Origin of the sequence: Aurantimonas sp. C2-5-R2 (genome assembly GCF_036549495.1) — a bacterium.
In the GTDB taxonomy this organism is placed as follows: domain Bacteria; phylum Pseudomonadota; class Alphaproteobacteria; order Rhizobiales; family Rhizobiaceae; genus Aurantimonas; species Aurantimonas coralicida_A.
The window spans coordinates 115,903-129,845 of sequence record NZ_JAZHLJ010000005.1 but is presented as its reverse complement, the minus strand read 5'-3'; the positions used below and the strand labels follow the sequence as shown (position 1 = coordinate 129,845).

Genomic DNA, 13,943 nt, shown 5'->3' with positions numbered 1-13,943 from the left:
GCGTCAGGCCCTCCGGGCGGCGAGCCGCTTCTGGAGGATGCTGCGCTCTTCGCCATAGCCGGTCTGGTAGTGCCGTGTGACGATGTCCTTGGCCGCCATCCACTGTTGAACCGGCTGCCGGTTCGCCATCGTTTCGGGCAGTTCGATCTCATCGAAGCCGCAGGCCAGCGCCTCGGCGAACTGGTCGGCGATCAGCGGCCCGGACGCGCGCAGCGTGCCGTCGAAGCCAGCCCGGCGCAGCCGCTTGGCCAGCGACAGGCCGCGGCCGTCGGAAAACGCCGGAAACTCCACGGCGATGAGGTCGGCCGCGTCGAGATGCGGGGCGATCTCCTCGATCGTCGCGCTGTTGGGCACCGACAGGCCGAAGCGCAACTCCGGCAAGACAGCGAGCACCGCGTCGGCCAGGGCCAGCGGCATGATCACCGGGCCCTCGCTTTTCGTGGCGACCTCGGCGGTGTCGACGCGGGTGTAGGCGTCCGGCTTCGCGCCGGTGGCGGCGATCAGCGTCATGCGGCGTCCTTTCGAAGGCTTTCCCGGCCGGCGACATAGGCGGTAAAGCCGGCCTTGAACGGCTCGATACCCGCGCGGCGCACGGTTTCGATGAATTCCTCGCCGTCCTGCCGCTGGCCGAGATAGGTTTCGACGATCGATTCGATCGCGCCCGGCACGTCCTCGGCGTCGATGCCGGGGCCAAGCCGTTCGCCCAGAGCGGCGTTTTCGGTGGCGTCGCCCCCGACAGTGATCTGGTAGTTTTCCTTGCCGGCCTTTTCGAGCCCGAGAATGCCGATCGCGCCGACATGGTGGTGGCCGCAGGCATTGATGCAGCCGGAAATCTTGATTGGCAGCGGGCCGATTTCCAGCTGGTGCGCCTCGTCCGCAAAGGTCTTGGCAATACCCTGCGCGATCGGGATCGATTTCGCCGTGGCGAGCGCGCAATAGTCGAGGCCGGGGCAGGCGATGATGTCGGTGACCAGCCCGGCGTTGGCGGTATGCAGCCTTTCCGCCTTCAGCGCGGCGTAAACCGCCGGCAAATCGTCCTGTTTCACATGCGGCAGCACCAGGTTCTGGCCATGGGTCACGCGCAACTCGCCGAAGGAATAGCGCTCGGCGATATCGGCAAAGGCGCGCATCTGGTCGGCGCTTATGTCGCCGGGCACCTCGCCGATGGCCTTGAGCGACACCGTCAGGGCGATGTAGCCAGGCTGGCGATGGGCAAAGCCGTTCTGCTCGACGAACCGGGCGAGGCCGGGGTCGCTTGCCCGCGCCGCCGCGAGAGTCGTGGAGTCCTGTGGCAGATCCTCATAGGCGGGGGCTGCGAAATAAGCCGCAATCCGTGCGACTTCTTCGTCCGGCGCGTTGATCGACGGCCCGTCGAGCTTGGCGAATTCCGCCTCGACGCGGCGGCGGAATTCCTCCTCGCCGGTCTCGTGGACGAGGATCTTCACCCGCGCCTTGAACTTGTTGTCGCGCCGACCTTCCGAGTTGTAGACGCGCATGACGGCTTCCAGATAGGCGAGCAGCTCGTCCTTCGGCAGGAACTCCCGGATCAGCTTGCCGATCATCGGCGTGCGACCGAGGCCGCCACCGACCACGATTTCGTAGCCGATCTCCCCGGTCTCGGGGTGCCGCTTGATCTTCAGGCCGATGTCATGCGTCTTGATCGCCGCGCGGTCGTGCTCGGCGCCGGTCACGGCGATCTTGAACTTGCGCGGCAGCCAGCCGAACTCCGGATGCAGGCTCGACCACTGGCGAATGAGTTCACCGGTTGGCCGCGGGTCCTCGACCTCGTCGGCGGCGACGCCGGCGAACTGGTCGGCGGTCACATTACGAATGCAGTTACCGGAGGTCTGGATGCAGTGCATCTCGACGTCGGCGAGCAGATCCAGGATGTCCGGAACGTCCTTCAGCTTCGGCCAATGGAATTGCAGGTTCTGGCGCGTGGTGAAGTGGCCATAGCCCTTGTCGTAGGTGTCGGCGATGTGCGCGAGTTGGCGCAACTGGCGCGCGTTCAGCGTGCCGTAGGGCACCGCGATGCGCAGCATGTAGGCGTGAAGCTGCAGATAGAGCCCGTTCTTGAGCCGCAGCGGCTTGAACTCGTCCTCGGAGAGCGAGCCGTTGAGACGCCGCTCCACCTGGCTGCGGAACTGGGCGACCCGCTCGCGCACGAAGCGCTCGTCGAATTCGTCGTAGCGATACATGATCGTATCCTTTGATGGTGCTGTTGACGGCGCCGGGCGCTTTGGCCTGTCGCCTCTCGTCCAGCGTTCAGGCGGGCGTCGGGTAGTCGGCTTGCTTGCCCATCTCCGGGTGAATGGACGGACCCTTCTGGCGCATCGCGTCGCGGAAATGCCGGGCGACCGGAAGGCCGGTGCCTTTGAGATCGACCGGCACGAGATAGGGGTCAACCACGACATTTGCGGCGAAGGCCGTCTTGCCTTCGGCGTCCATCGCCTCGGCGGTTTCGGCGTCGAAGGCGACGCGGGCCTTGGACGGGTCGAGCGTCCAGCCTTTATCGGCGAGGAACACCACGTCGCCGTCGAGGAGGTCGTTCGCCATCAGGATCGCCGGGAGCTTGTCACCCCGGACCTTCGATCCGGCGCGGTGGTCCTTCGCCATTGTCATCTCCCTTGTCGCTGGTCCATGCGGGCCAATGGGCCGGGCCAGTGTTCGGTCGATGATAGATAAGCCGAATCGCGCCGGTCAGCGGCGGCGTCGATTGCCTTGTCGCAGTGCAAGGAGAAAGAATTTCCTGCCCCGGACGTACTTAGCGACAGGATCGTTCCAGATTGGTCTGGGACGCGCGGCCGGGCGGCCTCAGATCGCCTCGCCCTTGAGAAGACGCGGCGATGGCCCGCGCGACAGGCCGGCGGCCTGGCCGATGAAGAAGTCCTTCAGCGGCGGGGCGCGGTCGACCAGCGACAGTCCGAAGCTGCGGGCCGCCCGCAGCAACGGGTTGTCGTTGGAAAACAGGCGGTTCAAGACATCGGTGGTGATGCCCATCTGGACGGTGTCGAAGCGCCGCCAGCGCTGATAGGTCTCCAAAACGTCGAGCGCTCCGATATCGAGGCCAAGACGGTCTGCCTCGACGATCGTCTCGGCCAGCGCCGCAGCGTCCTTGAAGCCGAGATTGAGGCCCTGGCCGGCAATCGGGTGGATGCCGTGGGCGGCATCGCCCGCGAGCGCGATCCGCGGCTTCACGAAATCGCGCGCCAGCGTGAGTCCCAACGGAAACGCACGGCGGCCGCCCTCGACGGTCAGCGCGCCGAGCTTGTGGCCGAAGCGCTGTTCGAGTTCGTGATCGAACAGCATCTCGTCGGCGTTGACCAGACGCTCGGCCTCGCGGGTCGGCTCGGTCCAGACGAGTGAAGACCGGTTGCCTTTGAGCGGCAGGATGGCGAACGGCCCGGAGGGCAGGAAATGCTCCTCCGCCCGGCCTTCGTGCGGGCGCTCGTGGGCGACGGTGGCGACGATGCCGGATTGGCCATAATCCCAGTGGACGGTGTGGATGCCGGCCATGTCGCGGATCGTCGAGCGGACACCGTCACAGGCAATCAGCAACCGCGCGTCGACCGTTCCGCCGCCGGTGAGGGCGACGCGGATCGCCGCCATCTGCCGGTCGATGCCCGACACGGCCATGCCTTGCCGGATGTCGATGCCGAGCGCTTTCGCGCGCTCGCGCAGGGCGCCGTTGAGGGCGGTGTTCGGCAGCATGTGCGCAAACGGCTCGCCCGGCTTGGCCTCGCCCCCGAAGGTGAGAAACACCGGACGGACGGGGTCGGAGGTGCGTGAATCGGTGACGATCATCTCGGTGATCGGCTGCGTCTCGTCCTTGACCTTTTCCCAGATGCCAAGCCGCTCCAGCATCCGCACGGCGGCGGCTGCCACGGCGGAGGCGCGGCCATCCTTCTTCCAGACCCCTTCAGGCGTGGCGTCGACCAGGACGATCTTGAGATGCGGCGCGGCGTCGGCGATCGCCACCGCCGTCGTCAGGCCGACATAGCCGGCTCCGGCGATGACGATGTCGGCCTGCTCGGCGGCTGTCGTCGCGGCTCTGGTGTCGGACATCGAAGTCTCCTTGCTCGCGCCCCTCGTGCGGCGCGGTCGGTGCGGATCGCTAAAACCGGTTGACCACGCCCGGTATATTGGTGCAACGCCGCGAAAGGCGAAGGGGTGCGTGGCTCCCCGCGACTGGGGAGTAGATTAGGATGACCGAGGCCGTTGAAAAGCTCCTCCATATCCTCGATCTCGAACGCATCGAAGAAAATCTGTTTCGTGGCATCAGTCCGGATCAGAGCTGGCAGCGGGTTTTCGGCGGCCAGGTGATCGCCCAGGCGCTGGTCGCCACCCAACGTACCGTCCCCGCCGACCGCCATTGTCATTCGCTGCATTCCTATTTCATGCGTCCGGGCGACCCCGCAGCGCCGATCATCTACGATGTCGACCGGATTCGCGATGGCGGCTCCTTCACCACCCGGCGCGTCGTCGCGATCCAGCATGGCCACGCGATCTTCTCGCTGTCGGCCTCCTTCCAGAGGGACGAGGACGGGCACGACCACCAGGTGACGATGCCGGACGTTCCCGGTCCCGACGATCTCCCGCATGGCGACGATCTCAAGGAAACGATCCTGAAACGGGCGCCTGAGCCGGTGCGCCGCTATTGGCTGCGGCCCCGGCCGATCGAGTTCCGGCCGGTCTCCTTCGACCATTATCTGACCCGCGACAAGCTGGAGCCGGTGCAACAGGTCTGGGTCCGCTGCGCTAGCCCGATCGGCGACGATCGCAACCTGAACGCGGCGGTTCTTGCCTACCTCTCCGATATGACCCTCCTCGACACCTCGCTGTTCGCGCATGGGTTGTCGGTGTTCGACGAACGCATCCAGGCGGCCAGCCTCGATCATGCCATGTGGTTCCACCGTCCGGTCAAGGTCTCCGACTGGATGCTCTATGCGCAGGACAGCCCGTCCTCGTCAGGCGCGCGGGGTCTCACCCGTGGCTCGCTGTTCGCCCGCGACGGAACGCTGGTCGCATCGGTGGCACAGGAAGGGCTGATCCGCCCCCGGCGCGCCCCGTCTGCCTAATTTTCAGCCAGATTTGCGGTTTTTGCCACGCTTTTAAGCGGCGCTGAGCCCGTCCAACCGGCGGGCAACGCCGGTGGAAGCCGCCGTTTCGCACTGCAAAATAAGACCGAACGGTGGCGCGGCTTCCGTTTGGCACAAACCTTGATTCCTGAAGGTCAGTCATCGTCGCGGGCATGCTGCTCCGGCGAGTGATGCTCAACACGGCGGCGCTCCCGCGGCCGTCCAAGGTTCGAGGTGAACATGAAAATCGTGATGGCGATCATCAAGCCATTCAAGCTGGACGAAGTGCGCGAGGCGCTGACCGGCATCGGCATCCAGGGCCTCACCGTCACCGAGGTGAAGGGATATGGCCGTCAGAAAGGCCATACCGAAATCTATCGCGGCACCGAATACGCGGTGAGCTTCCTGCCCAAGCTGAAGATCGAGATCGCCGTTGCGCTCGACATGGTCGAGCCGGCGGTCGAGGCGATTCAGGCCGCCGCCAAGACCGGCCAGATCGGCGACGGCAAAATCTTCGTCTTCGGCATCGACCAGGCCGTCCGCATTCGGACGGGCGAAGTCGACGCGAACGCACTCTAAGGGGACCGACCACCCATGAATATCAAGAAACTCCTATTTGCCGGCTCCCTGCTGGCCGGGCTCGCCGCCACGGCGGCCTTCGCCCAGGATGCCGCCGCGCCGGCCGCCGATGCGGCCGCCGCGGCGACCGAGGCCGTAGCTCCCACGGTCGACAAGGGCGATGTCGCCTGGATGATGACGGCCACACTGATCGTCCTGTTCATGCTCATGCCCGGCCTCGCCCTGTTCTATGGCGGCCTGGTGCGAGCCAAGAACATGCTGTCGGTGCTGATGCAGTGCACCGTGATCTCCGGCGTCGCCATCATCGTCTGGGTCGTGTGGGGCTATTCCTTCGCCTTCGGCGGCGGCACCAGCCCCTATTGGGGCGGTCTCGGCAAGCTGTTCCTCGCCGGCGTGACGGTCGATTCGACGGCGGCGACCTTCACCGATGGCGTGGCCTTGCCCGAATATCTGTTCATCGCCTTCCAGATGACCTTCGCGATGATCACCCCGGCGCTGATCGTCGGCGCCTTCGCCGAACGCATCAAGTTCTCCGCGGTGGTGCTGTTCACCGTGCTGTGGCTGACCTTCGCCTACTTCCCGATCGCGCATATGGTCTGGGACGGTTCTGGCCTGATCTTCAACGGCGTCCTGTCCGGCGGCGTAGGCGCGCTCGACTTTGCGGGCGGCACCGTTGTGCACATCAACGCCGGCATCGCCGCGTTGATGGGGTGCCTCTTTGCCGGCAAGCGAACCGGCCTCGGCAAGGACATGATGGCCCCGCACTCTATGACGCTGACCATGGTCGGCGCCTCGATCCTGTGGGTCGGCTGGTTCGGCTTCAACGCCGGTTCTAATCTGGAATCGACCGCGGGCGCGGTGCTGGCCATGATCAACACGTTCACCGCCACGGCCGGTGCGCTGCTCACCTGGTGCGTTATCGAAACCATGATGCGCGGTAAGGCCTCCATGCTGGGCGGGGCCTCCGGCATAGTTGCCGGGTTGGTCGCGGTCACGCCGGCCTGTGGCACGATCGGGCCGGTCGGCGCGATCGTCCTCGGCGGGCTTGCCAGCGCCGGCTGCTACTTCTTCGTCTCGGTGGTGAAGAACAAGTTCCAGTATGACGACAGCCTCGACGTCTTTGGCATCCATGGCATCGGCGGCATCATCGGCGCGGTTGGCACGGGCATCTTCACCGCCTCGTCGCTGGGCGGCGTCGGTTTGGCCGATGGCGTGTCGATGGGGGCCCAGGTCTGGGCCCAGATCGTTGGTGTGCTGGTCACGCTGGTCTGGGGTGGCGTGGTCTCGGCGATCCTCTTCAAGATCGTCGATCTCGTCGTCGACCTGCGCCCGACGCTGGAGCAGGAGCGCGAAGGCCTCGATCTCGTCTATCATGGCGAGGCGGCCTACCACTCCTGAACGGACAACTTCGTCCCACCACATGATGAGAGGCAGGCGGTCAGCGCCTGCCTCTTTCGTTTTCAAGAGAAGGGTTCGATCACCGGGTTTGCGACAAGGCGGTGGCGGAGGGTTCACTCCTTCAGAACGTCGCGATATTCCGGCTTGCGATCGAATTCGGTCCGGGCGAAGGGGCATTGCGGAATCACCTTCAAATTCGACGCGCGGGCCCAATCGACCCCGGCGGCGAGCAGTTTCCCCGCCAATCCCTGGCCACGATATCGGTCTGGAACGAAAGTGTGATCGAAGATGACGAGGGTCTCGCCGACCCTGACATAGGTCATTTCGCTGTCGCCTTCGCCGGTCGTAAATCGGCCCTTGCTGCCGTCTGCCTCGTGCCGAATGTCCATTCGTCCCGTCTCCTTATTCGATCATTGATAAGAGTGGCGGACGATTTCGCGATGGCAAGATCGGGCGGCGTTTCGACTTCCGGATTCGCGCGCCGATCGTAAGCCGGTCTTAAGCTTAAACGGGTCTTAACCTCGGCTCCCTAATCTGGCCGCAAGCAGCGGGCCGGCTCGAAGGCACGATCCGCGTTGGACAAGACAGGCAGGGTCAGATGGCAACCACGGCGCCAGGCGGCAGCGAAACGACATTCCTTCGGCGGCAGGGCGAAATCGGCGCCGGCGCCGTGCTCATCGCGTTGGCGGGCTATCTCGGCGTCGCCTTCGCGACCTGGAGTGTGAGCGACCCCTCGCTCAGCCAGTCCAATCAGAACATGGTGGAGAACTGGGCAGGCCCCTCCGGCGCTATCGTCGCCGACCTCGCCATGCAGATTTTCGGCCTTGCCGCAGCGCTCCTTGTGGTTCTCCCAGCAATCTGGGGACTGATTTTGATGTCCGGCCACACGATCGACCACATCTGGCGCCGCGCCTGGTATGCCGTTGCCGGGACCGTATTGGCCGCGGCCGCTCTCGGCTGTCTGCCGGCGCCAGCGGGCTGGCCCCTGCCGATCGGCCTTGGCGGCGTCGCCGGCGACCTCGTGTTGAAATTTCCGGCGCTGGCCACCGGGGCATATCCGCAAGGCTTCCTCGCGATCGTGCTTGCGTTGATGATCGCCGCGCCGGCGACCTGGCTCTTCCTCAACGGCGCCGGGGTGATCGATCGACGCCGTCCGGCACCGGTCACAAGCCGCCGTCGCAAGGCCTCGGTGGTCGAAGCGGACGACGAGGATGACGGCGAGGGGGAAGGCCGCCTGGCGCTGTTTTTCGGAGCATTGGCTCATACCGCCTATTCGGCGAAATCCGCCATCGGCCGGCGTCTCGCCGCCCGCCGCGAAGCCCGCGCGTCGAAGGAATTCGGCGACGGCTTCGCCGACTGGCGGGCCGAGGACGAGGATTTCTCCCCCTACCCGGCGCAAGGGCACGGCGACCGCCGCTCGATCCGCGTGTCCCAGCCCGAGCACATGGAAAACTATTACGAGGCGGATGCCGATGATGGGCGCGCGGAACTCGACGCTGGCTCCGCAATGCCTTGGGACGAAACGGATAATAGCGAAGAGCGCAATTTCGCGGATGGCGACTTTAGCGATGACGACGCCATGATCGTCCGTCCCGGTGACCGGGTGTCGCCCAACGCGGCGCCGATCCCCGAAGAGGGCGGCGGCTGGCGTGGGCTCTTGTCCGGCAACATCGTCGCCTTTCCCGGCCGCAAGACCGCGAAGGAGGAGCTTCCGAACGGCCCGGCTGGGGCATCCGGTCGTCCGGCGCCGGGACGCCAAGCGCGATCCAGTCAGGCGGCGCCGCACCAATCGGTCGATCCGGGCGTGCGCGTCGTACCGCAGGCAACCGTCACCGCCGAGCAACAGCGGCTGCGCGGCGGCTCGGGCCGGGCCGTCGCCCTGAAGCCGGCGACGACGGTCGCCGATCCCGTCCGCTTCGAACTGCCCTCCATCGATTTCCTGACGCCGCCGAAGCCGCGTAGCCGCGATTCTACCCTGTCGCCGGAAGCGCTGCAGGAGAACGCCCGTCTGCTCGAAGGCGTGCTGGAGGATTTCGGCGTCAAGGGCGAGATCATCGAGGTGCGCCCCGGTCCCGTGGTGACGCTCTACGAACTCGAACCGGCACCGGGCATCAAGTCGTCACGGGTGATCGGCCTCGCCGACGACATCGCCCGCTCGATGAGCGCCATCGCCGCGCGCGTCGCCGTCATTCCCGGCAAGAACGCCATCGGCATCGAACTGCCGAACCAGCGCCGCGAGACCGTCTATTTCCGCGAGATGATCGGCTCGGAGACGTTCACCCAGAACAAGAGCAAGCTGGCGCTCGCCCTCGGCAAGACCATCGGCGGGGAGCCGGTGATCGCCGATCTCGCCAAGATGCCGCATCTTCTCGTCGCCGGCACCACCGGCTCCGGCAAGTCGGTGTCGATCAACACGATGATCCTGTCGCTGCTCTACCGGCTGACGCCGCAGGAATGCCGGATGATCATGATCGATCCGAAGATGCTGGAGCTGTCGGTCTATGACGGCATTCCGCACCTGCTCGCCCCGGTGGTGACCGATCCTAAAAAGGCGGTCGTCGCGCTGAAATGGACGGTCCGCGAAATGGAGGACCGCTACCGCAAGATGTCGAAGGTGGGCGTCAGGAACATCGACGGCTTCAACGCCCGCGTGAAAAGCGCGCTGGAGAAGGACGAGACGATCTCGCGCACCGTCCAGACCGGCTTCGACCGCGAGACCGGCGAGCCGATCTTCGAGACCGAGGAATTCGATCTCGAGCCGCTGCCCTACATCGTCGTCATCATCGACGAGATGGCCGACCTGATGATGGTCGCCGGCAAGGACATCGAAGGCACCGTGCAGCGTTTGGCGCAAATGGCCCGCGCCGCCGGCATCCATGTGGTGATGGCGACGCAGCGGCCCTCGGTCGATGTCATCACCGGCACGATCAAGGCGAACTTCCCGACCCGCATCTCCTTCCAGGTGACCTCGAAGATCGATAGCCGCACCATCCTGCAGGAGCAGGGCGCCGAGCAGCTGTTGGGCATGGGTGACATGCTGTTCATGGCCGGTGGCGGCCGCATCCAGCGCGTCCACGGCCCGTTCGTCGATGACAGCGAGGTCGAGCAGATCGTCGCGCATCTGAAAAGCCAGGGCGTGCCGGATTATCTCGACTCGATCCTGGAGGACGAGGATGAGGACGGCGACTCCGGGTCGTCCGGTGGCGGCGGGGAGGTCGATGAAGGCGCCGACCTCTACGATCAGGCGGTGGCGATCGTGTTACGCGACGGCAAGGCCTCGACCTCCTATGTCCAGAGACGCCTGTCGATCGGCTACAACCGCGCCGCCTCGATCATCGAGCGGATGGAGCGGGAAGGGATCGTCGGCGCGGCAAACCACGCCGGCAAGCGCGAGATCCTCGTGCCGACGGAAGACGACCGCATGTGATCGATGACGAAATGGTTAGGTTTTCGCCATTGGGGCGCCCTATTGCGGGTCGAATGATACGACCCGACATGAAGGGGCGAGACGAAATCCGCGTCGCGCCCTATCTGGTTCGGCGACACGAAGGGCAGACTTCGGAATAAGGGAAGCCTCCACCACCATGGCGAAAAACGACACACACCACCGATCCTTCCGCGCGGCACTCGTTCGCGGCGTGGCCTCGGCATTCATCGCGGCAGCGGCCCTTGCGCCGCTCTCGGCAGGCCCAGCGGCGGCCCAGTCGAGCGCCGCGGCTCAGAAAATCGCCGACCATTTCTCCGGCATTCCCTCAATGCATGGCACCTTCATGCAGTTTGATCCGAACGGCCGGCAGACCGAGGGCAAATTCTACATCGAACGGCCCGGCAAGGTCCGCTTCGATTATTCGGGAACGCCGCTCCGGGTAATTTCCGACGGCTCCAACGTCGCGGTCAACAACAAGAAGCTGAATACGTGGGATGTCTATCCCCTGTCGAAGACCCCGCTGAAGCTGTTGCTCAACCGGCGAATCGACCTTTCGGCGGCAAATATCCAGAACGTCAAGGAAGAGCCCGATCTCACCACCATTGTCATGGGCGACAAATCGGTGTTCGGCAATTCGCGCATCACCATGATGTTCGACCCGAAATCCAATGAGCTCAAGCAGTGGACGATCCGCGACCAGCAGGGCAAGGACACCACGGTGATGATCTACAACGTCAAGAAGGGCGGCGATATCAAGGATTCCGCCTTTAAAATTCCCTATACGGCGATCGCCCAGGGTCAGACCGGCAACTAAGGCGCCGTTTCATTCGTCTTCCGTCACCGGGGCCGCCTTTGGGGGCGGCCCGTTCTGTATCCTACGCCCCCTTCCGCTCAGGCGAAGATGATGTCGTTCTGCAGGTCAGAGACATTGGCGACATTATAGACATTGAGCTGCGAGCCGTCGGTGAAGTCGAAGCGCACGCCGGTCCCGGTATCGGTGGCGAAGGCAAGCGCGGCGTTGGCGCTGGAAAAGCCGAAGCTGCGCAGGTCGATCCGGTCAGAATTGTCGGCGAAATCGGCCAGCGTGTCGGAGCCGGCGCCGGGCGTGAAGATGAACCAGTCGGCGCCGTCGCCGCCATAGATGACGTCGTTGAGGCCGCCGCCATCGATGACATCGTTGCCACCGAGCCCGTAAATGACGTTGCTCCACATGTCGCCATAGAGAATGTCGGAGAACTGGCTGGCGACGATGTTGTTGATCAGGTTGAACGTATCGCCCTGGGCCTCGCCGCCGGTGCTCGCAGTGACATTGGAGATGTCGACCCGCACCGCCGTGCTGGACGTGTAGTAGACCGAATTAAACCCGGCGCCGCCATCGAGATAATCGGCGCCGTTGCCGCCCTCGAGATTATCATTTCCATCGCCGCCGTAGAGATAATCCAGGAAGCCGTCGCGGCCGTAGAGATTGTCAGCGCCCGCCAAGCCGTAGAGGATATTGCTCCACTGATCGCCCGAACAGCGTGTCGGCGAATTGGCTGCCGATGATGCCGTCGACGAAATTGAACGTGTCGCCGGCCGCCTCGCCGAGGCCTGAGACCGCATTCGAGAGATCGGCGCGCACGCCTGCGGTGGCCTGGCTGTAATAGGCGAAGTCGAAGCCGAGACCGCCTTCCATATGATCGGCGCCGGCCCCGCCGTCCAGATTGTCGTTGTCGTCGCCGCCGAATAGCTGGTCGGTGCCGCCGCCGCCATAGATATTGTCGACGCCGCCGCCGCCGCCGCCGTTGAGCGTGTCGTTGCCGCCGCCGTCTTGCAGCGTGTTGTTGGCTTGATTGCCTGTAATAGTGTCGTTTCCGGAACCGCCGATGGCGTTTTCGATCAGCGAACGAACATCGCCCTGATACTGCAATGCATTGAAGATGTTGCCGCGCGAATAGTTGCCATCACCCAAGTAGGCGATTTGTACGTTGCTGAAATAGGAGTGCCCGCCCGGCGTCAGATCGAGCGTAAGATTGTCCGAGTAGCTGCTGAGATCGTAGGTGTCGATGCCGCCGCCGTCCCAGACGGTGGCGAAAATCCGGTTGCTGCCCGCGTCAATGCCAACCGCACCATTGACCAGCGTATCCCCCGAAGTCGGGTTCCATTTATAGACCGTGTCGCTGCTATTGGTGGTGAAATCGGCCCCATACATTTGCTGCAGCGCCGCGATATCGGCGATCATGTAGCTTTGCGCAAATCCCCAAGTCTCGTTGGAATAGCCTCCAACCAAGGGGTCGCCGACATAGGACCGATAGGTCATGATGGAATATTCCATCGAGTCCTCGGCCGCTGGCAGCGGGCCGTAAACGTTGGTCTCTTGACCGTGCTTCAGCCCCAGCGCATGGCCGATCTCGTGATACATCGTATGCCAGGAATAGTTTCCGGCTTCTGGCGAGCGATAATTATAGGACCTTCCAAACCAGACATCGCCGGCCTGCTCGTAGGTACCAGGATAATAAGCCCAAGCGGTCGATGGATCATCTGATTCCGCAAGCCGGATATGCGCGCCGGTGTCTGTGGTATAAGCGACGTTCAGATTGGTGAACCCCTCCACGGAGAAGCCGTCCTGCGCCGCATTTTCCCCGGCGTAACCATTTGTATTCAACGCTCTGTTTGCTGCCGTCCATTGCATCGACGAAATTCCGCCGATGGTATCAGGCTCACCGGTATATGCGTATTCGCCGCTGGTTGTCGGGAACGAATAATAAATTGTGGCGTCACCCCACGCAACGCCGCTCAACACACCATTAATAGTCTGGTCGGTTGTTGATGTGACAGATTTGGTTGTATGCCCCGTCCCACTCATTGCTTCTCTCTATCTGATCCTTTGATTTCTTTGCCACGTAATATTATTCCCAAAATCGAACGGTTCGCATTGCCATTATTCATAATATTCAGCCGCCTTCGCGCTTCCACTGTTAGAGGATGATCTGGATGGCGCTTTATAAACAGATCATAGGCTTCCGCTGTGCCTTGCTCGACCGCCATGTCAAATTCTTCACGGATGGCGATGTTGCCGTCCCGGGCGGGTGCAGCCTGTGTCGTTGGGCTTGCGCTGTCAGAACTCATGGGAGGCGATTTGGCCATGGTTATAATATCCGTACTTTGGCTGTAAGATTGGCCCGAACTCGTCCTCACAAGTATTGCTATGAAATATATTGAAATTATGATTGTCGGTTTCGTTTTCATTCTAATCGCCCACCGCAACGTGAAGGGTCACTCTCGAAAGAGGACGGCCGTTGGGATAGATCTGACGAACGGCCGTGCCGCCGTCTCCGACAGTGATGACGGGGTCAAGGCGCCAGTCACCGCGTGAGCGGATCAACCCAATAATAGTCGCCATCGGAGGTCCCTCCAATCATCAAGCACGTTGGGTATGATGCCCTAAAGGAATATTCCCAATTTGTTTGAATGTCTATTAA

13 protein-coding genes are annotated in these 13,943 nt (G+C 63.5%); 5 read left to right on the top strand and 8 right to left on the bottom strand.

Annotation, left to right across the window (positions count from 1 at the left end):
* Positions 1-3: 3 nt before the first annotated feature.
* The 4 genes from VQ044_RS04315 to VQ044_RS04300 all read right to left on the bottom strand — a co-directional run bounded on the left by VQ044_RS04315 (position 4) and on the right by VQ044_RS04300 (position 4,065).
* Complete coding sequence (locus VQ044_RS04315; RefSeq protein ID WP_327645465.1) at positions 4-510, bottom strand: DUF934 domain-containing protein; 507 nt, start codon at positions 508-510, stop codon at positions 4-6.
* Positions 507-2,198 carry a nitrite/sulfite reductase gene (locus VQ044_RS04310; RefSeq protein WP_327645463.1) on the bottom strand — a complete coding sequence of 564 codons (1,692 nt, stop codon included), beginning with the start codon at positions 2,196-2,198 and terminating at the stop codon, positions 507-509. The genes VQ044_RS04315 and VQ044_RS04310 overlap by 4 nt, the downstream gene beginning before the upstream one ends.
* A 67-nt stretch (positions 2,199-2,265) precedes the next feature.
* Entirely contained in the window at positions 2,266-2,616 is a 351-nt protein-coding gene (locus VQ044_RS04305) for a DUF2849 domain-containing protein (protein WP_327645461.1), read from the bottom strand.
* Between the two features lie 198 nt (positions 2,617-2,814).
* Positions 2,815-4,065, bottom strand: a complete 1,251-nt coding sequence (locus VQ044_RS04300; RefSeq protein WP_327645459.1) for a ubiquinone biosynthesis hydroxylase — start codon at positions 4,063-4,065, stop codon at positions 2,815-2,817.
* 140 nt (positions 4,066-4,205) lie between these two features.
* On the opposite strand from VQ044_RS04300, the gene tesB reads away from it, so the two are divergent.
* From tesB to VQ044_RS04285, 3 genes are all read left to right on the top strand, one after another.
* A complete protein-coding gene (tesB, locus tag VQ044_RS04295; RefSeq protein ID WP_327645457.1) occupies positions 4,206-5,078 on the top strand; it encodes an acyl-CoA thioesterase II in 873 nt (290 codons plus the stop codon).
* A gap of 240 nt (positions 5,079-5,318) precedes the next feature.
* A complete protein-coding gene (locus tag VQ044_RS04290) occupies positions 5,319-5,657 on the top strand; it encodes a P-II family nitrogen regulator (RefSeq protein WP_327622800.1) in 339 nt (112 codons plus the stop codon).
* A gap of 15 nt (positions 5,658-5,672) precedes the next feature.
* Positions 5,673-7,055: an ammonium transporter gene (locus VQ044_RS04285; RefSeq protein ID WP_327645456.1), complete on the top strand. Its 1,383-nt coding sequence runs from the start codon at positions 5,673-5,675 to the stop codon at positions 7,053-7,055.
* A 113-nt stretch (positions 7,056-7,168) separates the two neighbouring features.
* Here the strand turns inward: VQ044_RS04285 and VQ044_RS04280 are convergent, their stop codons facing one another.
* On the bottom strand, positions 7,169-7,444 hold the full coding sequence (locus VQ044_RS04280; protein WP_327645454.1) for a GNAT family N-acetyltransferase: 276 nt from the start codon (positions 7,442-7,444) through the stop codon (positions 7,169-7,171).
* A gap of 209 nt (positions 7,445-7,653) precedes the next feature.
* Between VQ044_RS04280 and VQ044_RS04275 the strand changes: the two genes are divergently transcribed.
* Together VQ044_RS04275 and VQ044_RS04270 are read left to right on the top strand one after the other, a co-directional pair.
* Positions 7,654-10,482, top strand: a complete 2,829-nt coding sequence (locus VQ044_RS04275; protein WP_327645453.1) for a DNA translocase FtsK — start codon at positions 7,654-7,656, stop codon at positions 10,480-10,482.
* 157 nt (positions 10,483-10,639) lie between these two features.
* Positions 10,640-11,296, top strand: coding sequence for an outer-membrane lipoprotein carrier protein LolA (locus VQ044_RS04270; RefSeq protein WP_327645452.1), 657 nt, complete (start codon positions 10,640-10,642; stop codon positions 11,294-11,296).
* 77 nt (positions 11,297-11,373) lie between these two features.
* Here VQ044_RS04270 and VQ044_RS04265 read toward each other — a convergent pair whose 3' ends face one another.
* The 3 genes from VQ044_RS04265 to VQ044_RS04255 are packed head-to-tail and all read right to left on the bottom strand — an operon-like array spanning position 11,374 to position 13,608.
* Positions 11,374-11,964, bottom strand: a complete 591-nt coding sequence (locus VQ044_RS04265) for a calcium-binding protein (protein ID WP_327645450.1) — start codon at positions 11,962-11,964, stop codon at positions 11,374-11,376.
* Complete coding sequence (locus VQ044_RS04260; RefSeq protein ID WP_331827633.1) at positions 11,951-13,327, bottom strand: M10 family metallopeptidase; 1,377 nt, start codon at positions 13,325-13,327, stop codon at positions 11,951-11,953. The genes VQ044_RS04265 and VQ044_RS04260 overlap by 14 nt, the downstream gene beginning before the upstream one ends.
* Positions 13,324-13,608 carry a hypothetical protein gene (locus VQ044_RS04255; RefSeq protein ID WP_327645447.1) on the bottom strand — a complete coding sequence of 95 codons (285 nt, stop codon included), beginning with the start codon at positions 13,606-13,608 and terminating at the stop codon, positions 13,324-13,326. The genes VQ044_RS04260 and VQ044_RS04255 overlap by 4 nt, the downstream gene beginning before the upstream one ends.
* Between the last annotated feature and the right edge of the window lie 335 nt (positions 13,609-13,943).

Excerpts from the sequence above, each read along its gene's own strand:
- VQ044_RS04315 (WP_327645465.1), bottom strand. The coding sequence starts at position 510 with ATGACGCTGATCGCCGCCACCGGCGCGAAGCCGGACGCCTACACCCGC.
- VQ044_RS04310 (WP_327645463.1), bottom strand. The coding sequence starts at position 2,198 with ATGTATCGCTACGACGAATTCGACGAGCGCTTCGTGCGCGAGCGGGTC.
- VQ044_RS04305 (WP_327645461.1), bottom strand. The coding sequence starts at position 2,616 with ATGGCGAAGGACCACCGCGCCGGATCGAAGGTCCGGGGTGACAAGCTC.
- VQ044_RS04300 (WP_327645459.1), bottom strand. The coding sequence starts at position 4,065 with ATGTCCGACACCAGAGCCGCGACGACAGCCGCCGAGCAGGCCGACATC.
- tesB (WP_327645457.1), top strand. The coding sequence starts at position 4,206 with ATGACCGAGGCCGTTGAAAAGCTCCTCCATATCCTCGATCTCGAACGC.
- VQ044_RS04290 (WP_327622800.1), top strand. The coding sequence starts at position 5,319 with ATGAAAATCGTGATGGCGATCATCAAGCCATTCAAGCTGGACGAAGTG.
- VQ044_RS04285 (WP_327645456.1), top strand. The coding sequence starts at position 5,673 with ATGAATATCAAGAAACTCCTATTTGCCGGCTCCCTGCTGGCCGGGCTC.
- VQ044_RS04280 (WP_327645454.1), bottom strand. The coding sequence starts at position 7,444 with ATGGACATTCGGCACGAGGCAGACGGCAGCAAGGGCCGATTTACGACC.
- VQ044_RS04275 (WP_327645453.1), top strand. The coding sequence starts at position 7,654 with ATGGCAACCACGGCGCCAGGCGGCAGCGAAACGACATTCCTTCGGCGG.
- VQ044_RS04270 (WP_327645452.1), top strand. The coding sequence starts at position 10,640 with ATGGCGAAAAACGACACACACCACCGATCCTTCCGCGCGGCACTCGTT.
- VQ044_RS04260 (WP_331827633.1), bottom strand. The coding sequence starts at position 13,327 with ATGAGTGGGACGGGGCATACAACCAAATCTGTCACATCAACAACCGAC.
- VQ044_RS04255 (WP_327645447.1), bottom strand. The coding sequence starts at position 13,608 with ATGGCCAAATCGCCTCCCATGAGTTCTGACAGCGCAAGCCCAACGACA.